14 protein-coding genes are annotated in these 19,970 nt (G+C 56.1%); 4 read left to right on the forward strand and 10 right to left on the reverse strand.

All coding sequences use genetic code 11. The features are described 5' to 3' along the window. Positions 1–349 precede the first annotated feature (349 nt). The 3 genes from VAE55_RS11470 to VAE55_RS11480 are packed head-to-tail and all read right to left on the reverse strand — an operon-like array spanning position 350 to position 2,333. Positions 350–994, reverse strand: a complete 645-nt coding sequence (locus tag VAE55_RS11470) for an NUDIX hydrolase (RefSeq protein ID WP_322815917.1) — start codon at positions 992–994, stop codon at positions 350–352. A 2-nt stretch (positions 995–996) separates the two neighbouring features. Then, positions 997–1,818 carry a PHP domain-containing protein gene (locus VAE55_RS11475; RefSeq protein ID WP_322815918.1) on the reverse strand — a complete coding sequence of 274 codons (822 nt, stop codon included), beginning with the start codon at positions 1,816–1,818 and terminating at the stop codon, positions 997–999. Further along, positions 1,815–2,333, reverse strand: a complete 519-nt coding sequence (locus VAE55_RS11480) for a rhodanese-like domain-containing protein (protein ID WP_322815919.1) — start codon at positions 2,331–2,333, stop codon at positions 1,815–1,817. The genes VAE55_RS11475 and VAE55_RS11480 overlap by 4 nt, the downstream gene beginning before the upstream one ends. Before the next feature lie 88 nt (positions 2,334–2,421). On the opposite strand from VAE55_RS11480, the gene VAE55_RS11485 reads away from it, so the two are divergent. The 4 genes from VAE55_RS11485 to VAE55_RS11500 all read left to right on the forward strand — a co-directional run bounded on the left by VAE55_RS11485 (position 2,422) and on the right by VAE55_RS11500 (position 8,289). Beyond that, positions 2,422–3,387, forward strand: coding sequence for an MBL fold metallo-hydrolase (locus VAE55_RS11485; RefSeq protein ID WP_322815920.1), 966 nt, complete (start codon positions 2,422–2,424; stop codon positions 3,385–3,387). Between the two features lie 104 nt (positions 3,388–3,491). Next, positions 3,492–4,352 carry a phosphate regulon sensor protein PhoR gene (locus tag VAE55_RS11490; RefSeq protein WP_322815921.1) on the forward strand — a complete coding sequence of 287 codons (861 nt, stop codon included), beginning with the start codon at positions 3,492–3,494 and terminating at the stop codon, positions 4,350–4,352. Between the two features lie 105 nt (positions 4,353–4,457). Next, positions 4,458–5,657: a 30S ribosomal protein S1 gene (rpsA, locus tag VAE55_RS11495; protein WP_322815922.1), complete on the forward strand. Its 1,200-nt coding sequence runs from the start codon at positions 4,458–4,460 to the stop codon at positions 5,655–5,657. Between the two features lie 130 nt (positions 5,658–5,787). Next, complete coding sequence (locus tag VAE55_RS11500; RefSeq protein WP_322815923.1) at positions 5,788–8,289, forward strand: ATP-dependent Clp protease ATP-binding subunit; 2,502 nt, start codon at positions 5,788–5,790, stop codon at positions 8,287–8,289. 116 nt (positions 8,290–8,405) lie between these two features. Here the strand turns inward: VAE55_RS11500 and VAE55_RS11505 are convergent, their stop codons facing one another. From VAE55_RS11505 to VAE55_RS11535, 7 genes are all read right to left on the reverse strand, one after another. Then, on the reverse strand, positions 8,406–9,713 hold the full coding sequence (locus VAE55_RS11505) for a DUF190 domain-containing protein (RefSeq protein ID WP_322815924.1): 1,308 nt from the start codon (positions 9,711–9,713) through the stop codon (positions 8,406–8,408). 17 nt (positions 9,714–9,730) lie between these two features. After that, positions 9,731–10,111, reverse strand: coding sequence for a fluoride efflux transporter CrcB (gene crcB, locus VAE55_RS11510; RefSeq protein WP_322815925.1), 381 nt, complete (start codon positions 10,109–10,111; stop codon positions 9,731–9,733). A gap of 332 nt (positions 10,112–10,443) precedes the next feature. Next, positions 10,444–11,433, reverse strand: coding sequence for an ABC transporter permease (locus tag VAE55_RS11515; RefSeq protein WP_322815926.1), 990 nt, complete (start codon positions 11,431–11,433; stop codon positions 10,444–10,446). Continuing rightward, positions 11,417–12,367 (reverse strand): ABC transporter ATP-binding protein, encoded by a 951-nt coding sequence (locus VAE55_RS11520; RefSeq protein WP_322815927.1) that lies wholly within the window; start codon positions 12,365–12,367, stop codon positions 11,417–11,419. Before VAE55_RS11520 ends, VAE55_RS11515 begins: the two co-directional genes overlap by 17 nt. A gap of 86 nt (positions 12,368–12,453) precedes the next feature. After that, on the reverse strand, positions 12,454–13,623 hold the full coding sequence (locus VAE55_RS11525; RefSeq protein ID WP_322815928.1) for an NEW3 domain-containing protein: 1,170 nt from the start codon (positions 13,621–13,623) through the stop codon (positions 12,454–12,456). 763 nt (positions 13,624–14,386) lie between these two features. Beyond that, positions 14,387–15,115 (reverse strand): class I SAM-dependent methyltransferase, encoded by a 729-nt coding sequence (locus tag VAE55_RS11530; protein ID WP_322815929.1) that lies wholly within the window; start codon positions 15,113–15,115, stop codon positions 14,387–14,389. A 1,047-nt stretch (positions 15,116–16,162) separates the two neighbouring features. Continuing rightward, positions 16,163–19,201: an O-antigen ligase family protein gene (locus tag VAE55_RS11535; RefSeq protein WP_322815930.1), complete on the reverse strand. Its 3,039-nt coding sequence runs from the start codon at positions 19,199–19,201 to the stop codon at positions 16,163–16,165. Between the last annotated feature and the right edge of the window lie 769 nt (positions 19,202–19,970).

Raw genomic sequence — 19,970 nt, forward strand, 5'->3', positions numbered from 1 at the left:
CGTAGCAGCCGTGCTCAGGTGCAGGCGCGGGGTGCAGCGGATTCCCGCTGGTCACGGGGACAGCATGCGGGCATCGCACATTCGTGTCGTATCACGCTCCGCAGGGGATACTCTTCCCAGACCAGATTCCCCGTGTCGCGTAGTATGGCGTGCGGCAGCGTGGCTGCCGCAGCAGCCACATTTTCGCTTAGGTGTGAGTCAGAGTGGTTTCCCCGTGCCGGTACGTGACCCTGATACCAGAGATTCTTAAGCGCAGGCTAGAAGCCTGCACCACGCGGCGCGGCATCAGTACCACGCTGATCACGCCGCAGGGCGCTGGGCGCGAAGGTATCCTCTGCACACCGGACAATTACCCATTCATCCCATTATTCATCCAGGCTGCACACTCTTCGTGCATTACCGCCCGAAACCGGCCCCAGCCTGCCCACTTGCCCCTGATTGCCGGTTCGGACGTATCAGAAAGCTGTCGCAACTGCTGTGCCAGATTCACCAACTCCGCAGGCGGTATTGTACGGAATTCGTCAACCTGCTCATTGGGATCGCTCGCCTGCAACGTACCAGCCAGCTCATCGAGTAAGAAGACATAGCTGACAAAATAGTACGGTATCTCAACATTACTTTGATAGGTAATAATATTCAGAAATCGATTGATGCGCACCGTGAGACTCGTCTCTTCTGTAACCTCACGGGCCAGCGCTGTGCTGATGCTCTCATCCGGCCCAATCCCACCGGTGAGCAATCGAAACACATTGGGTGGGTAATAGGTTTTACGCGCCACAATCAGGTTGCCATCAGGACGGCGAATAACCATCCCCACTTCGCCAACCCGATCTGTTTTGCGCAACGGATCGAATCTGCCATCATCGAGATATACATGGCAGTAACGAGGCGCACCATACGCCGCAACGAGATCGACAACTTCGGCTTGATGATGCGCTGGAAGGCGAGACAAAGCTTCTCGCCAATCCATTGTGTCTTTACGATGGTGTTTCATGATTACCTGCTGAGATAGTCGATGATCGTTACATCAGTTCGCGGCCAGCTAGCCAGCGCCTGATGGGGATGATGCGAGTCACTCCCCCCAGAAACCAGCAAGCCGTGACGCACCGCCGCAGCCAGCAGGCGCTTACGAGTGGCTGCGTCGTGCGTTGGATAGAAGACTTCGATCCCATCCAGGCCAACCGCGGCCATAGCTGCAATATCTTCATCAGTCGCCGGTATTGCATAGATGCCTTTGCTCCGTCCGGGATGCGCCAGTACTGCCAGTCCCCCCAGATCATGCGCCACCCCGATCACCTCTTGGACGCTGAGTGGTCGGTAGGCAGCAGCGAAATGGGTCAGGATAAAGCGCATACCGGCCTCTTCATCGCCTTCACCGGCCACCCGGCCCGGTAATTCATTGTGGCGGGCCAACACCAATGCCACATCGGCGACGGTTGGCGGTCGATCACGATCACTCAGACCGGGCATGACAAAACCGGCAGCCGCCAGATCACGCAACAACTGCGCGGCATCGGCAGCATTGCGATGAACCACCTCGGCGCACAGATCGAGCAGTAACGGTGCATCCGGATCAACCGCGTAGACAAGCGTATGCCACAATTTACCATTAAAGGCACTATCAATTTCAACCCCACTCACCACCTGAACCCCGTAATGCATGCCGGCCATTGCCGTGGTGATGACATTGGCCGTCGTGTTATGGTCGGTCACTGCGATCATGGTCAGACCCTGGGCTGCCGCTGCAACCGCCAATGCTACCGGTGTCCAGGTTGCATGATGAGGGGTTGCATTTGTGTGAATGTGTAAATCAATCATGGTTGCTCCAATGGCAGATTAGCCGCCTGCCACGCTTCAATCCCACCGTCGAGCGCTGCTACCGGCCCGTAACCGAGATCGCGAAAGATTTGCGCCCCCCGCTGACCGGCTGTTGGGCGGCTGGCATCGCCATAGGTAACAATAATCCCCCCAGGAGTCAATGCAGCCAGCCGCTGATTGAGATCAGGAGTTGCCAGACTCAATGCACCGGGCAGATGACCGGCCTGGTATGCCTCACCGGCCCGCATATCGACGAACATGACCTGGCCGGCCTGCCATCGCTGGTACGCCTCGGCAACTGAAATCGTTGGCGCTGGAGGACTATTGGCCGGATCGCCGTGTCCGGGGGCTGTCTCCACCGTTGGAACAACAGTTGACACGGCTGCTGGCGTTGAAGCACTATTTCCGGTGGTAACAAAAGCCAGGATACCGGCCAGCAACACAATACTACCAATCACGAGTGGTAATTGCCAGGCCGGTGCCTGCCTGGTTACTGGTGATTCAAAATTATCCATACGTCAAACATCGCCTTGTCTAGTTCTTGTCGTATTATAATGCAAGCAGGATACTGCCAACGCGCTGCGTCATTCAGCAGGATTATGTATGCTCACAACAATTTTACCCGATGTGTACCAGTTACGTCTGCCACTCCCCTTTGCCCTCAACCATGTTAATGTATATCTGCTCCGCGATCCACAGGGATGGACGGTCGTCGACACCGGCTTACACACACCCGCCGGCGAAGCCGCCTGGCAAGAGGCATGGACTGCGCTCAACCTCGACCCGGCTCAGATTCATACCATTGTCTTGACCCATTTCCACCCTGATCACTTTGGGATGGCCGGCTGGCTCCATCACCATTCCGGTGCCCAGGTACTGCTGGCCCCACGGGAAATCGAACTGGCCCAGGAAGTTTGGGTACAGCGAGCCGATCACGACGACCCCAGTTTACGTCATTTTCTCCGTCATGGTATGCCCGCCGATCTGGTCGATAAGGTCGTCGGTGCCATTGCCGGATTGCGGGCTGCGACCCGACCGCACCCACCCCTGACACCCCTGCCACCCGGTAGCCAGGTAACGATGGGGGGGCGTTCTTTTGTCGCTATTCATGCCCCTGGCCATAGTGATGGGCAGTTAATCTTCTACGCAGCCGATGAGCGGCTGGCTCTGGTTGGTGATCAGGTGCTCCTCAAAATCACGCCTCATATTGGCGTCTGGCCGGAAAGTGAACCTGATCCGTTACGGAAATATCTGGCTTCGCTGGCTGAACTGGCGACGCTGAAGGTCGATCTGGCCCTTCCTGGTCATGGCAAACCGATCACAGAGTGGGAGACGCGCATTAGTGAATTACAGGTGCATCACCACGAGCGATTAGCCGCTATGCTCGCCGCAGTGCGCAACGGTGCCAACACTGCCTTTGCCGTGGCGCAACGGGTATTCGACGTTGAGCGCTTCACCCCACACGAAGCTCGCTTTGCCATCGCTGAAACCATTGCCCACCTCGAAATGATGGTTGTCGATGGTTTACTGCAACGCCATGACGGCGAACTGGTACGGTACACACTGTAAGACCACGTTCGCCAATCTGTAATCTACGCTCGTTAAGCGTACCTCAACGCATATGGTACCCTGTACATGCCATTCAGAATGATGGCTATCGGCAAGGCGCCCCTATGCGTTGGATAGATTCGTCAACTATCGTCATTGGAACTTGCATCATTGCACTCGCAGGTATCTTCGTTGCACCACCAATCGCTATCCTGGCATTGGTGGCCTGTATCGCCATGCTCATCTGGGAACGGTATCGTTTTGTCAAGACCATCCACACACTCATCACCCATCTGCGCCACAATCCAATTGAAACGAAACTGGAAGTAGGCACCGGAGTATGGGGTGAATTGTGTCATACGTTGAATCGACTCTTGCAGCAATGGCGTACCGAACAGCACCTGCAACGGCTCCAGCTCACCCAACCGGCATTGCGACAGATCGATCCGTTCAGCCTCCATCCACCGGTCTCCGGCATGATCACACCTGTCGCAGTACTGGCGATTGGACGCCTTGCCATCGCCGATCCCCTCGCCGAAGCCCAGGCTCGCTTCACTCTGATTCGCGAACAGATTGCGTCACATCAAGCGCTCGTCGAGTGGCGTTACGATCATCTCCTCCTGATCTTCGGGATTTTACACGCCGATACTGACCCGATGAAACAGGCGATCTCGTTCATCTCGGCTACTGTCCACACCGCGCAAACTGTCGGTCTATCACTCCCACCACTCAGCCTGAGCAGTGGCCTGGGCCGGATCGGCGTCGTGCCCGTTCTGGGTCTGCATTTCAGCGGCGAACCACTGGAGCAGGTAAGCATGCTGATCCGTCAGACTCCGCCGGGAATGATTACCTGTAACGATGAAGCCTATTTCCACTTGCGTCGCCTCGGCCTGCTCCCACTGAGCACCTTTCAATCCACGACCGATGGTCGTGGATACGCCCTCACGGTCACTGAACTCGCTGGGCAACGAAACGCTGAATCGTGATCGCATCCTTGCGTTTTAAAACAGCCCGACGTATAATATCACTACGTATCACTCCGACCAAGCTCCGTCGAATGGCGCGCCGCCGCTTCTGCGCAGGGATTTTTCATGGAAGAGCTTAATCATGCCGGCAACAACACAAATGAAGACATTCGCCAACCTGATCTAAACGATCTACTCGACCGTGGCGATCAGGCACTGATGGAACAGATTCTGCGCGATCCGACCCACGCTTATCGCAATCTCAAACACGGCGACACGGTCGACGGACGTATTATGAAGATTGATCGCGATGAGATTCTGGTCGACATTGGTGCCAAGGCGGAAGGTGTCATTCCAAGCCGAGAGATGCAGACCATTAACGAGGAGGATCGTGCCGCACTTAAAGTAGGCGACACGATTCTGGTATTTGTGGTGCAATCGGAAGATAAGGAAGGTCGGGCAATTCTCTCGATTGACAAAGCCCGTCAGGAAAAGAGTTGGCGTGCATTGCAAGAGTGTTACGAGCGCGGCGATATTATCTATGCCCGCGTGAAAAACTACAATAAAGGTGGTCTCCTTGTTGATCTCGACGGTGTACGCGGATTTGTACCGGCATCCCAGGTGTCGAGCATTAGTCGTGTCTCGGAGACACAAAAACAATCCGAGATGGCACGGCTAGTGAATGTGGAGTTGCCGCTTAAGGTGATCGAGATTAATCGCAACCGCAATCGGCTCATCCTGTCGGAACGCCAGGCCCTGGTCGAAACGCGGGAATCGAAGAAGGATGAGTTGCTCACATCGCTGCGTGAAGGTGATGTGCGCGACGGTGTCGTCTCTTCGGTGTGCGACTTTGGTGTCTTCGTTGATATTGGCGGCGCTGATGGCCTGGTTCATCTCTCGGAAATCTCGTGGTCACGGGTCAAACATCCCGGTGAGGTGTTGAAAGTCGGCGACAAAGTCAAAGTCTTCATTCTCAACATCGACCACGAGCGGAAACGGATTGCACTGTCGATTAAGCGCACGCAGAGCGAACCCTGGACACGAGTGGCCGAACGCTACCAGCTTGGCCAGATTGTGGAAGGAACGATTACTCAACTGGCTTCGTTCGGTGCCTTTGCTCGCATTGAAGATGGGGTCGAAGGGCTGATCCATATCTCTGAAATGGGAGATGAACGGATTCAGCATCCACGTGAGGTGTTGAGTGAAGGTCAAGTCGTACAGGCGCGCATTATTCGGATTGATCCTGCCCGGAAACGGATGGGGTTGAGTCTGCGCCTACACGCTGAACCAACTGAGAGTAGCGAGGAAGAGGAAAAACTCGATTAACGGCTATAACGAACCGATCAGGATGGCGCTCCTGATCGGTGTTTCAGATAAAACAACGGGTATTGTGCGCTATCCCCGGTCTGTCAAAGCCTGATAATCGTTTCCTCCTATTGAGTGAGCGGAGAATCATATGTCTGACCTCTACAGTAAATTTACCAAACGCGCCAAGCAAGTGCTGCAACTGGCAGCCGAGGAAGCACGTGCGTTCAATCACCCATACATCGGTACCGAGCATATTTTGCTGGGATTGATCCGTGAAAGTGAAGGGATTGCTGCGCGCGTACTCGATGAACTGGGCGTAAAACTGCCCCAGGCTCGTAATGCGGTCGAGTTTATCGTTGGCCCTGGCGAAAGCACAATGGTTACCGACCAGGAGCTAACAGCACGGGCGCAGAAGGTGATTAAGTATGCTATCGAAGAAGCGAATCGCCTCAACCATCACTATATCGGCACCGAGCATCTGCTGCTAGGGTTGGTGCGCAACGGCGAGGGAGTGGCAACCGGTGTCCTCGATATTCTCGGTGTCTCCCTCGAACAGGTGCGCAACCAGGTGATGCGCGTTCTGCGCCACGGTACAGCTGGCGCAACTGCTGAAGGACGGACTGCTCCTGGTACGACGCCGACACAGCGGCAATCGAAGACTCCGTACCTCGACGCGCTGGGTACCGATCTGACCGAGATGGCCGAGCAGGGTCGTCTCGACCCCATCATTGGCCGCCAACACGAGATTGAGCGCGTCATTCAGATTCTCTCACGCCGCACGAAGAATAATCCGGCCCTGATTGGCGAACCGGGTGTCGGTAAGACGGCCATCGTCGAGGGTCTCGCCCAACGCATCGTTCAGGGTGATGTGCCCGATAGCATTAAGGGCAAGCGAGTAGTGACACTCGACATGGGTGCGCTGGTTGCCGGTACCAAGTACCGTGGTCAATTTGAAGAGCGGCTAAAGCGCGTGATTGACGAGATCAAGGAGTCGCGCTGTATTCTCTTCATCGATGAGTTCCACACCATCATCGGTGCCGGTGGCGCAGAAGGGACGCTCGATGCGGCCAACATCCTCAAGCCCGCTCTGTCGCGTGGAGAGTTGCAAACCATCGGTGCCACAACCCTCGACGAGTACCGCAAGTATATCGAGCGGGATGCCGCCCTGGAACGTCGCTTCCAGCCGGTGATGGTTGATGAGCCGTCGATTGAAGATACCATCCAGATTTTGCGCGGGATCAAGTCGCGCTACGAGGATTTCCATCAGTTGCAGATCAGTGATGAGGCGATCCGGGCCGCGGCAGTACTCTCGGCACGCTACGTCCCCGACCGCCAGCTCCCCGATAAGGCGATTGACCTGATCGACGAAGCGGCGTCACGGGTACGCATGTACCGCTCGGCGACACCGCCGCGTCTGCGCGATGCCCTGCGTGGCCTGGAGGCGCTGCGCAAAGAGCGCGAAGCCGCTCTCGAAGATCAGCAGTTTGAACTCGCCAACGATCTGCGCGAGCGCGAAGAGCGTATGCTCAGCCGCATCCAGGAGATCGAGGCCGAGCTGGGTACCCGCAGTGATGAACGCTACGAGCACCCATACGTCACCGAAGAAGACATTGCCGAAGTCGTTGGCATGTGGACGGGTGTGCCCGTGACCCGACTGACCGGCAACGAAACCCAGCGCCTGATGCAGATGGAGGAGTTCCTCCACAGCCGGATCGTCGGTCAGCACGAAGCCATCGTCACTATCTCGAAGGCCGTGCGTCGTGCCCGTGCCGGCCTGAAAGACCCGAAGCGCCCAATTGGGAGCTTCATCTTCCTCGGCCCGACCGGTGTCGGTAAGACCGAGCTGGCCAAGGCGCTGGCCGAGTTTATGTTCGGCACCGAAGAGGCGCTGATCAAGATCGACATGTCAGAGTTCCAGGAGCGCCACACGACCTCGCGCCTGGTTGGCTCGCCGCCCGGCTACATCGGCTACGGCGAAGGTGGTCAACTGACCGATGCCGTGCGCCGGAAGCCGTATAGTGTCGTGCTGTTTGATGAAATTGAAAAGGCGCACCCCGATGCCTTCAACCTGCTGCTCCAGGTGCTGGAGGATGGTCATCTGACCGATGGCAAAGGGCGACGGGTCGACTTCCGCAACACCATCATCATCATGACCAGCAACGTCGGCACCGAACACATTCGCCGGGCATCACGGATTGGGTTTGGGGGCAACGCCGCCGAGATCGATCAGAACGATATGCGGCGCAAGGTGGATGAAGCGCTCAGGATGCTCTTCCGGCCAGAGTTCCTCAACCGGATCGACGCAACCATCATCTTCCACCCGCTCACCACCGAGGAGATTCAATCGATCACCCGACTCATGCTCAAGCGTGTCCAGACCCAGCTCGACGAGCACCAGATCAAGCTGGAGGTGCAACCCGACGCGCTCGAATTCCTTGCCCGCCGCGGCTACGATCCGGCGTTCGGTGCCCGCCCCTTACGCCGGGTGATCACGAACCTGATCGAAGACCCGCTGGCCGAGGGGCTACTCTCTGGTCAGTTCCACGACGGCGATACGGTGATCGTCGATACCTTCGAGGATCAGTTGCGCCTCCGCTCGCAACGCGAGATTGATCAGGAGCACGTCGAGGAAAGCCCGGCCCTCGCCTGAGACATGCGGTAGAGACGAAGCGAGGAGCCGTAGAGGCTCCTCGCTTTAGGTTTGGTGAACCCTTGCTTTTCGCGGCTGGCCCGGTGCGCTTGCATCGCAAATGTGCCAGGCCAGCCCTACTCCCGTTCCTTCCCCCCCTCGCCACCAGGCCCCAACAACGCCCCCAACAGCGCCGCTCGCCCGACCATGCCCACCAGCCTGCCCTCGGCATCAACCACCGGCAAACGCTTGATACGCCGTTCAATCATCAGCTCAACGGCATTGATAATCGGTGTGTCAGGATTCACCGTCAGCACCGGACTGGTCATCACCGCTGCCGCCGTCAGATTCTTGAGCGCCAGCTCCAGCTCTGGCGGACGGGCACCGCCACCAATCCAGATCGCAAAGCGCTGTAACAGTCCCGGCGCTACCGGACGAGCTGCCCGGCGGAGAATATCACCATCGCTGATGATGCCGACAACACGCCGATCCTGATCGACGACGATCACCCGCCGCCGGGGTGTCGAAAGAATGTGGTCGAGTGTCTCAGCGAGGGGCGTTTCTGGTGTAACTGTCGGTACATCGCGGATCATGACCTCCCCAACGGTTTTGGCAGTAGTGAGTACTGTCCCCGGCAGAACCTCACTACTTGAGGCGAACGTATTGGCAACCGTCTGCAGTAGATCGGATCGGCTCAGCATCCCAACCAGGCGCCCGGCCTCATCAACGACCGGTAAGCGCTTGTGATCATGCTCCGTCATAACTAGGGCAGCTTGGGTAAGTGAAAGCGTCGCAGAAATGGTTGTGGGGTTAGGGGTCATCACATCAGCGGCCCGCTCGGGACGAGCGGCCACTGCCGCCAGATGCGCTGCGCGCTCGGCGCCCGGCAATAACTGCTGCAAATGCAGTGGCAACTGGATTACCCCACGCTGAAGCAAATCGACATCGGTAACAATACCGATCACGCGACGCTCGGCATCAACCACCGGCATTGCCCGTAGTCCGCGTTCGAGCAGCAGACGTACTAACTCACCTACAGGAGTGTCTGGTGTGACGGAGATAACGTCGTGATTCATCACATCGGCCACCCTGAAATGGGCCGGAAAAGCACTACCGGTTCGCCGCGCCACTTTCACGACCTGCACCGGCGAGAGCACGATCAAACCCTCTTGCACCAATTCACTGAGTTTGGGCAGCAAGCGTTGTAAGCGGTCACTCCGATCAACGCAGGTGATCACCAACGGCAGCCGACTCGGAATATCAACCAGAAGATCACTGTGAAAGACGCCGTGGGTACCATACCCCCCAACCCCACGAAACACGGTTACCCCCGGCACACCGGCAGCCCGCAGCGTATCGACAATACGGGAAGCGACAGTACGGCCTTGCAAGCTATCTCCCTCATCAATGTAAATCCAGAGTTGTTGAGTCACGGTCTGCTCCATTGGAGACCTCCTCTCTGCTAGCCACCAAACCACCGACCTAACCCGACGCCAATGATGACGGCAATTAGGCCGCCGACAACGCTTCCTACCATATAGCCTAATGCGGGCAGCCAGTTCCCACTGCTCAACAGACTGAAACTCTCATAGCCAAAGGTTGAAAAAGTGGTGAAACCACCCAGGAGACCGGTAACCAGCATCAAACGTACCGGCTCACTCAGAGTCAATCGCGTAGAGATGAGCGTTAACAATAATCCGATCCCCAGACAACCGAGCAGATTGATGATGAAGGTACCGTAAGGCCACGCCGTACCAAACCGCTGGGCAGCCCACAGACCGATGCCATAGCGCAGGTTGGCACCAATTGCTGCCCCCAGGGCAATCGCCACTATGTTGTTCATCAGTCCAGTTCTTCTCTCAAAGCAGAACCCAACAAAGCTACTTGTATTGTACGCCGATTTGTCAACTACGACTATGCCAAACACGAAGTAGGGGCGGGTTCCCAACCCGCCCCTCCACAACCCGCCCCTACGGAGTCCATCAATCCTCATCGCGACGCGTGGCGTATCGTCTCACCAGGCACTATGTTCGTGTGTACACAAAACCGGTTCCCGAACACCCGATCATCGCCTCCAGAGACCGTGCCTTACACCAAACCCAACCTCTGTGTACAACTTGCTAAAAGTGCGGTAAGGGAAATCCTCTCATCCCTCCCCGCACGAACCGCGCAGGCTTACGCCCGCACCTCCTGGCGCTGAAACAGAATGTATCCAATTGCGAACAACACTATCGTCGCTGCAATGAGGCCAGTCGCGTGCGGCCACGTGAGCAGAATGCTTTGCATGGCCGGCAATGGTGTGCCAGGAATGGCATTGTGCAACTGGATCGGCAAGATCAAGCCCAACGCCCGCACAGTCGGATTGAGCATCGCCAGCGCCACCTCCGAGAAGAGGGTGTTGGGCGAAATACGGGTCAGCATCAGTTCGAGCTGAATCTGGTTGATCAGCGCCTGAGTATCACCGGGAGGTACCGGTTGCAAGGTGCGCGCCAGCAGGCTCGACAGAATCCCCCAGAATACGGTGAAGAACAGCCAGACCGCAATCGCGGCCAACGCTGCGGTGGCCGGCTGGCGAAAGATAATTGAGAAGAGCATTGCCAGCGCCAACCAGATACCACCGTAAAAGATGGTCACCAGCAAAAACCAGAAGATACGCAGCGTCTCTTCACCGGTTGGCGGTACCCCCAACTGGAGCAAGCCCATCCCGATAATCAGTAACCAGATCGCAGACAATGCCAGTGCCAGGGTGCCTAAACCGGCCAGAAACTTACCCAGCAGAAGCGCGTCCCGGTAGATCGGTTGCGCCAACACTTTCGATAATGTGCGCTGGTTAAACTCACCATTCACCGAGTCAAACGCCAGCGCAATCGCGAGCAGTGGCACCAGCAGACCCAGAAAGCCGACAAACGCCGGTAAAGGATCGCGCGCAGTTGTGAAGAGGCGTAGGAACAGGAATTCATCACCACTACCGGTACCGGCACGCAAGTTTTGTGCTGCTGCGTAGACAGTACCAAAGGCGGTGAGTAAGATTAACGCCTCCAGAATCAGCATCCGCACACTGGTCAGGTAGTCGGCCATCTCTTTCGCTACCACCGCCCACAGCCCCGTCCACGGCGAACCCTCACGTTGCTGCCGGGCCGTTGCCACGCTAAGCTGTCGCTGCATAGGCTGCTCCTTTCTGGAAGTAGCGGGCATAGACCTCATCAAGACCCGGTGTGTCGATGCTTAAACCGAGCAAGCGTCCACCGGACTCGACCACTTTACGGGCAATCTCCGCCCGCACATCGGTACGGGCTTCGACGTTGTAGAAGCGCGTACCGTCTTGTGCCACATTCAATACATCAGGGAGTTCGCGTAAAGCCGGTGCCACCGCCTCACCGCCCTCTACCTCCAGGTGAATGCGATAGGCCCCGCCGAGCACGCGCTGAGCCAGCTCACTGACTGTCCCTTCCAACACCATCCGGCCTTTGTGGAACAGGCCAACCCGATCACACACCGCCTGCACCTGTTGCAGCAAGTGGGATGAGAGCAGCATTGTAATCCCACGCTCCTTCAATTTCCGGATCAGGTCGAGGAATTCGCGTACTGCCTCCGGGTCGAGCGCCAGTGTCGGCTCGTCCATAATGATCAGTTGTGGTTGCTTGATCAGCACCTCTGCGACACCCAAACGCTGGCGCATACCACGCGAGAAGGTCTTCACCCGCCGATCAGCAACATTGCTCAGACCAACCTGTTCAAGCGCTGTGGCAATACGCTTGCTCATCTCCGGCTCACGCATGCCATTCAGTTTTGCGATGTAGTTCAGATTTTCGCGTGCCGTCAGGTTATCGTAAAAGCCAACCTGGTCGGGCAGATAGCCAACCCGCGCCTTGACACTCAACGGTTGCCGGGCCGGGTCTAAGCCCAATACCCGCACACTACCACTGGTTGGCTCAGTCAAGCCGAGCAGCATCAGAATCGTGGTGGTCTTACCGGCACCATTCGGGCCGAGCAGACCAAAAATTTCACCTTTACGCACAGTCAGATTGAGGCCGTCAACGGCAGTAAATGTACCGTACTGTTTGGTGAGATCACGGCACTCAACCACAACCTCTACCATAAAACCACCTCCCGGCTAGATTTGCACTGGTCGTTTCGTGCAGCAACAAAGGGATGGCAACAGTGAGTCGTTACCATCCCCACCTGCTAGCGCCGTCCAAACCGCATCACTGCCACGCCAACCCCAACCACAGCAACAGCGATCAGGGCAATGCCAACCAGCCCCCACAGCGTCGAGGTCAACACAGTGAAGCGGAACTCACTGGTTACAGCGGCGGCATCAGCCGGACGAGCGGTAAAGGTCACCAGATAGTCGCCAGCAATTGCCTGGTTCGATGGTTGTACCTTCGCCGTGACTTCTACCATCTGATTGGTAGCCAGTTCCGGAATCTGCTTTGGTTCAAACTCAACCGTCCAGCCAATAGGCGGTGAAGCACTCAACTCAATGTTTTGGGCCGGCGCACTACCATTATTGCGTACCACCAGTTTCACCTCAGTCTGTTCACCAATGCGCGCTTCACCCGACAACCGACCGTCAGGAGTCGTCAGGAGCAGTTGCGGTTGACCAGTAATATCAGCGACTAACCGTGTGGTTGCCTGCAAATCTCCCCCGCGAGCTAGGATATCAATATCGTAGGTACCGGCAGGAATATCAGTTAACGCCCGCACCTCAATACTCAAATTCTTCGACTCATTGGGGCCGAATGGCACACTGGTAATGCTCTGGCCGGAGAGTTTGAAATCGACCTGGAAACCGCGCGGTGCTTCGGCGAGCAGACTGACCGGCACCTCCTCAGTGCTCTCATTTTTGAGGGTCACATTGTAACGGAAGGTTGTGCTCGGCGAACCGCGCAGTGTGGGCAGATCAACTTTGAACGACAGTCCAGCCGGATTGGTCGTCTTCTCCTTGAGAGTCAGGGCAATCGGAAGCGTTACCTCTTGTGAGACACCGGTGGCAACCGCCAGCATCTGGTACTCACCGGCCTTCACATCGGCAGGGGGTTCAATCCGCAGATCAAACGTCGCATTGTTGTTCGGCTCAATATACGCCGACTGAATCACCCGGCCATCACCGCGGAACGTTGCCGTCCAGCCGTTGGGCACATTCCGCAGACCAAGCCGCACGATTTGGGGCGTCGTCTCCGTACCAAGCGTCAGCTTGAATGTCACCGTATCACCAACTGTAGCTTCTTGCGAAGGATAACGAGTGTAAAAGAAGAGACCTCGCTGGCTTTCCTGTGCCAGCACCGGTGCTGCACCCGCGACAAGCAGCAGCACCATCAGTCCGAGCACGCTAATGATACGAAGTATGCGCATCGTCACCTCTCTTACTACTGATACCTGATCATCTGTCGTGGTGATCCACTCAATTTTGAGAACATAGAGAATGATGATTAGAAGAAAATTAGCAGAGTGTTAGTGTTATCTATGAAAAGCGAGGAAAGGGGGAGATAGGATAAGGGGATTGCAAAGAAATTGTGGATTAGGTTGCGGACCATATCATCTCCTGAGTACAGCGGTGAGGTTTGGGATAGCCGTCAGGTCTGAAAAGGGTGGACATAAGCAGTTGTAGAGACCGGTATAACACGCAGTTGCCAACCAGGCGAAGAATAATTATCTAACGTCAAATCCGGTTTACCGAAAGTCATTGCTCATGATCGCACCATCACGCTGGCAGCGACCTAAGTGCGGATACGGCGAACGGTGTTTCCGCTGCGCACGCAGTGAGATCACACACCAACGTGGATACAGTTTTCAAGGCCAGGTTACTCGTGGCGCAAGTTTGGCGTGCGGAAGTGTGGCTTCCACATCCACTGCGCATACGGGCAGGCGAAGTCGTAGTACGTACTCGTGCCGGTGCGTGAGACTGGTGACGGGGATGCATAAGTACGGACCAGCCGCCCACCCCATAGGAAGCTGCCGGTGCATCACGAACAACGCAGCAAAGCATCGTGCAGGGGCTTGACAATTGAACGCCTCGGCAATGATGCACCGTATTGGTTAAGGTTTGATCTAACAACCATAATCAACACAGCATACTGCCTACTGTTCAGTACATCCACCCAGCCACACTTGACTGCTAGCCATGCTTCGTCAACAAATACTCCCACAGGTGATGTGGTGCGTCACGAGGTGACGTGAATCGACTACAGAGGACTTGCACCGGGAGCGTGTGCAAGTGGCGCAGCAATGTTTCACGTGAGAGCGCATGAACTGATTGCGGATACAACTTAAACCGGTGAAACAGATGGTAATCAAGGATACCAAGCCGCCTGCCAAACCAGTATAAACGCCGACGCAACTGAATGCGATACATCCAGCGTATAGAGTTACAAACATTAAAAAAGATCAGACCACCCGGTTTGAGAACACGAGCAAAATCAGAAATAATCTGAAATATGATCTGGCGGTCTGGAATATGCTGAAAAACGCCAAATGAGAAGACAAGATCGACACTGTTATCTGGGAGATCAACTCGATCTCGCTGTGTAACGAAAAACTGTGCCCGGTCAAGGTCTTTATGTAAACTTCGCGCTTTTTGTATTAGCGCTTCCGAGACATCGTACCCGACGTATTCATCAAACCCCGCGCAGAACGCAGGTGCCAGCCGTCCAATCCCACACCCAAAATCAAGTACCAGGTGGAACTGTTGCGGATAACCGAGTTGTGAAACTTCCCGACGCAACTGCTCAACCTGAACATTGCCAGTCTGCCAGAAAGCTGCCAGATTCCAGTTGCTTTTACCGGTCATTGCCCAAAAGGGATCGAGTTTGCCCAATGCTTTCCACTGCTGACTATTGGTATTCATCAACCCCCCATTTTATAATAAAGAATCAAACAGGTGCAAGTGTGGCGTAAAAAGGAGTATTATCCGACTCAATCAACACTTTAGCGTGCACGATCAATCATTGAATCTCGTATAACGAGCAGGGAATTGGAATATTTCCCGATCTGAAGGGGGGGTTTCGTGTATATTGGAGTGTGTAGAGCTTATTTTAAAAATATCTTACAACCATAACCGCCAATCAGAATGGCTGATTGCCGCTACAAGATTGCATCAGGGAAGCACATGTATACATCTGTTGAAAAGAGCCGTTGGCAAGCATGACCTTAATGCGCACTCTCAGTATAATAACTGTTCCCTGTCGTAACGGTCTGGCTATGTTGAAGTCACTTTCAGTTTTGCCATGCTATACTATGTGGTACGTGGCAAAGTCATCTTGATAACGACCGATGATCACCATGTCGTTTGATTAGTTCCGAGCAAACAGGTCAGACAGCCACGTCGTCCTGGGAGTACCAGAGGTATAATCCGTATGACGAATGACTTCGATGCGCCGCCGGAAGATTCTCAGAAATATACAGTGTGAAACTACTGCTCGATACGCACAGTTGCATTTAGTTCATAGAAGATAACCCCTCTCAGCTCCCGCGCTCGCACATTGATTGGGGAGCCAACCGGTGAAGTGTTCCTCAGTATGGCGATCAAGGCCGGTCTAGGTCGGCTTCAATTGAGCCAGCCCTTCGAGCTGTGTATACCCCATCAACTACTGCTGAACGATTACTCTGCGCGACATCACTCTTAGGCACACCCTGCAAGTTGCAACGTTACCATTTCATCATCGCGATCCGTTTGATCGCCTGCTAATTGCGCAAGGTCTGGTCGCAAGAATTCCAATCATTAGTGCCGATAGTATGTCCGATCTGTATGGCGTAAGTCGGCTCTGGTAGGGTAGAGAGTGTATCTGACTGGTAAGACATTTAGCTGAATTCGCTGCAACGAAACCAGATGTCAGTCGGCATGATCTATAACTTCAACTATTGCGTATTGTGCTACCTTGCGTAGAGCAAAGCCCTACTCCGATGCTATGCCTCGTGGAGAGCCATTGCACCACGCCCTCACCATAACCAGCAACCAAAAGCTAAACGCCAGATCAGGCCAGAAGTAGAAAGCATCAACCAGACCATGCGTGAGGGCACCGGCCATCGTTGCCGCAACCCCAATTGCCAGCGCCGATGGGGAGACAAGCGTTGGCACGCGCACCATGCGCCAGGTTGCCCACCCCAGACCCAGCAACAGCAGCGGCCCACCACGGAGCAGGAGATCGAGGATCAGGTTATGGGGATGCGAAGTATACACCTCGTTGGTATCACGGAGCGCCGGGTCAATGTATTGTTGATAGACAATCAGAAACTGGTCGAGACCGATCCCTAATGGATGGTCGGCCAGCATTGCCAGTGCAGCGCGCCAGGTGGATAAGCGAATAGTGCTGCTACCGGTAAGCAGACTCAAGCGCTCGATACCAAGCACAGACAGCATAATTGCCATCAGCAGGACGCCCACACCAACCCCGCTGATCAATCGATAGCGAAGCCGGGGGGTAGCAGCAACGAAGAGCAAACACCCGCCGGAAACCAGTGCTCCCAGATAGGCGCCCCGCGAGAAGGAGACGGTCAACGCCGCTAACGCCAGCAACGCAATCCCGGCAAACGTCAGCGCACGCCACTGCCTGCGTTGCTGCCACGCTGCCCATGCCAGCACTGCGGCCAGCGGCCATACCCGCCCCATCGCTAGACCAAGATTGTTGGGATGACCGTACAAACCGGTCGCCCGCACAACACCTTCAGTTGCGACCAGGTCGCTACCATGACCGATCTTCGTGCCGAAGAATGGCACCAGATTGATACCGCCAACCTGTGCCAAGGCCGCTAACGCCGAGACGGCACCAGCCGCTAGCCAGCCGATCAGTGCAGGGTAGACAACTGCCCGCCCTTGCTGCTCGTGCCACCAGATCAAAGTTGCAAAGAGCAGCGGCTCAATGATTATCCAGCGCAGCTCGCGCAACGCAGGACCGCGCACATCGGCGATGATCACGCCCCAGATACCACCGATCAACACCAACACTGCCGGCATCATTGCCCACACTGCTACCGGCAGTGCGGGCAATGCCGACCAGCGTATGCGCCGCCAATCGCGGATGAGCGTTGCGGCTGTTGCGATGATCAGCGTAACTTCGTGCAACGGGAGATAAATGCCACTGTCGCGGATACCGAAACGAGAATCGAACAGACCCTTGGGTAGGAAGTACAACGGTACCGTGATCACTACCCAACGCAGCGCCAGATCAGGCCGGGCAATGCTGAGGCCGATAAAGGGCAACAGGCCGAACATCGTCAATGGGAGTTGAGCTGAGGCACGATACGCAATCGCAAGAGTGATCCCCTGCAAGGCGAAGATGATCCACTCACGGCGACCGAAAGCGATCTGCTGCCAGCGCACGATCAGGTGATCGAGCAGCGCGAGCGCTGTGCGCATGGTAAGTGCGCCAATGACCGCAATACCGGCAAATAAGAGCAGTGGCCCGTAGTCAGCCGGAAATTGCCAGGGAAGATCGCGCACAACCGCAAAGCCGGTCGGTGCCGATCCACCGCGCAGCTCGATAACGTGAGTAGTATCGGCCAACCCATACACAGCATTTGCCTTCAGCGTGATCGCATCACCATCGAGAAGCACCGTTGTCGGCGATCCACCGTAGAACTCCAGGCCGGTACCGGCAAACCGAACACGCCAGCCATCAACCGTTCGCTCAACTGCCGGATGGCTCCAGTCGTGAACGCCAACGTGAGCGACAGGCGGCGCTTGCATATACGCTTGCACGATCTGGTACGATGGCAAAAGCTGCCAGTCGCGGCTGACCAGTGCGAAATAGGGGGTCGGATCGGCAGGGTCGGGTTCGGCATAGCCGCCATAACGCAGCATCCAAATATTCATCACCCCCATCCAGGGCCACTCGCGACGGGCGCGCTCAATCTGGGCAACCAGATATGCCCCCTTCGTCTGTTCATCAACCGGCGGCCCCCACACGAAACGACGTTCTGCCGGAATCGTATCTGGCGCAGCATTGTAGCCGAACTCAGTTACCCACACCGGCGTCGCGACATCACCGTGACGCTCCATTACCTCACGCAGCAAGACGACACGGCTGACGTCGTTGCGCGTATCGATAGGCCGGTGCCAGTTCCAGTTATCACGTCCTCGCAAGAACACGTAGCGGTGTTCGGTGGGTGGCTGACCAAGACCGTAATTCTGAGCTGCCATAATATCGAAGTAAGCAGCTCCACCTAGACTATAGATTGCATCGAGGTATTCAAGCTCAGTCATTGGCGCACGCGGATCAAGCCCATCCGTCGGCGCCAGACCAGGGAAGAGAACAACGGCATCAGGGTTGGCAGACTTCACCGCTTCATAACCAACCCGCAGCAGGGCAAGAAAATCTGCCGGTTTTGGCTCTTGCCAGCTCCATTCATTCTTAAGGTTTGGTTCGTTCCAGATTTGAAAGTAGGTTACCTTCCCCCGATAGCGCGTAACCAGCTCGGTCAGAAAGCGTCCATAATCCTCCAAATCATCAGGCGGCCCGGTTGAGTTGCCATCAACTGCCAGCCCGGCCACAAATTCCGGCGTTGATCGTCCCTGCTCGCGCACCCAATCGGGTGGCCGATCCACGCGCATAATCAACTCGATCCCGTGCGCTACCGCTGCATCTACAATGCGGTCGTACTTGGCCCAACTCGAAACAACCCCAATCGTTGCCTCGTTTCGCCGGTCGGTGAAATCACCCCGCCCGTGAATCTCAATATCTTCCCAGGGCACCTGCATGCGCACATAGCGAGCACCCAGCGCACGCACCAGAGCAAAGGTACGGTCGGCAGCCGTTGGATCAGGTTCAAGGTGAAGATTAAAAACATTGACCCCTAGTGCCGGGCCATCGGTGTACAGGAAGGGAGAGGAAATTGGCGACCGGGAAGCAATTCCGCGCAGCGCAGCATTATCAAGCCAGACGACAACACCGAGTGCAGCAGTCAGCAGCACTCCCAGACTACAGAGCAAGAACATGCGAAGAACGGTGTTGCGCCACATAGCGCGAAGAGTATAGTCGAGCAGATGTCTGATGTCAAGCAGGAGCGAGATAGGAGAGAGGAAATAGAAGAGAGGAAATGGGGAATGGAGAAGAGAGCAAGTAGAAGCAGCAGTTTTTGCAAAACAATCAGGCTGCGTGCGCACGAGCAGTCAGCTTGCTGAGGGTACACATCAGGGGCGTGCGTGTGACTTTTGGCTCATTGTGATAGCGCTGCACCGCTGTGCACTGGCGCTGGGTTGTCCCCTGAGAGCGCGAGCCTCCGGCTCGCTCATCGCCTCACGCAAGCTTTTCCCTCTGTGAGCGCGAGCCTCCGGTTCGCTCATCACCTCACGCAAGCCTCTCCCCCTGGGAGCGCGAGCCTCCGGTTCGCTCATCACCTCACGCAAGCCTCTCCCCCTGGGCTATGTATTACCCACAACTGGTGTCAACCACGTGCGTATCAGCGGGGATGATCGCCATAGGTGCTGTTTTGGGCGACTGGTCAGGTGACAGTGCGCCACTCCAGCCGTGCTATCACGTACCGGATGGGTTGCCTTACGCACGCATCATGGGCGTGTCGCAGGGTTTGGAGTGCGGCAGCATAGCTGCCGCACCAGTCGCACTCACGATCTGGCGCGGATTGCAGCGGACTCCCGTGCCGGTACGTGCCCCTGATGATGGGGATGGCTGAACGCAGGCCGGCAGCCTGCCCCACAGCGTGCTCGTGCCGGTGGTGTGTAGAGGCGGGTTCCGTAGGGGCGGGTT

The sequence above is a fragment of the Chloroflexus sp. genome, from assembly GCF_034432675.1.
Lineage (GTDB): Bacteria > Chloroflexota > Chloroflexia > Chloroflexales > Chloroflexaceae > Chloroflexus.

Excerpts from the sequence above, each read along its gene's own strand:
- VAE55_RS11475 (WP_322815918.1), bottom strand. The coding sequence starts at position 1,818 with ATGATTGATTTACACATTCACACAAATGCAACCCCTCATCATGCAACC.
- crcB (WP_322815925.1), bottom strand. The coding sequence starts at position 10,111 with ATGAACAACATAGTGGCGATTGCCCTGGGGGCAGCAATTGGTGCCAAC.
- VAE55_RS11480 (WP_322815919.1), bottom strand. The coding sequence starts at position 2,333 with ATGGATAATTTTGAATCACCAGTAACCAGGCAGGCACCGGCCTGGCAA.
- VAE55_RS11485 (WP_322815920.1), top strand. The coding sequence starts at position 2,422 with ATGCTCACAACAATTTTACCCGATGTGTACCAGTTACGTCTGCCACTC.
- VAE55_RS11520 (WP_322815927.1), bottom strand. The coding sequence starts at position 12,367 with ATGGTAGAGGTTGTGGTTGAGTGCCGTGATCTCACCAAACAGTACGGT.
- VAE55_RS11500 (WP_322815923.1), top strand. The coding sequence starts at position 5,788 with ATGTCTGACCTCTACAGTAAATTTACCAAACGCGCCAAGCAAGTGCTG.
- rpsA (WP_322815922.1), top strand. The coding sequence starts at position 4,458 with ATGGAAGAGCTTAATCATGCCGGCAACAACACAAATGAAGACATTCGC.
- VAE55_RS11470 (WP_322815917.1), bottom strand. The coding sequence starts at position 994 with ATGAAACACCATCGTAAAGACACAATGGATTGGCGAGAAGCTTTGTCT.
- VAE55_RS11490 (WP_322815921.1), top strand. The coding sequence starts at position 3,492 with ATGCGTTGGATAGATTCGTCAACTATCGTCATTGGAACTTGCATCATT.
- VAE55_RS11535 (WP_322815930.1), bottom strand. The coding sequence starts at position 19,201 with ATGTTCTTGCTCTGTAGTCTGGGAGTGCTGCTGACTGCTGCACTCGGT.
- VAE55_RS11515 (WP_322815926.1), bottom strand. The coding sequence starts at position 11,433 with ATGCAGCGACAGCTTAGCGTGGCAACGGCCCGGCAGCAACGTGAGGGT.
- VAE55_RS11525 (WP_322815928.1), bottom strand. The coding sequence starts at position 13,623 with ATGCGCATACTTCGTATCATTAGCGTGCTCGGACTGATGGTGCTGCTG.
- VAE55_RS11530 (WP_322815929.1), bottom strand. The coding sequence starts at position 15,115 with ATGAATACCAATAGTCAGCAGTGGAAAGCATTGGGCAAACTCGATCCC.
- VAE55_RS11505 (WP_322815924.1), bottom strand. The coding sequence starts at position 9,713 with ATGGAGCAGACCGTGACTCAACAACTCTGGATTTACATTGATGAGGGA.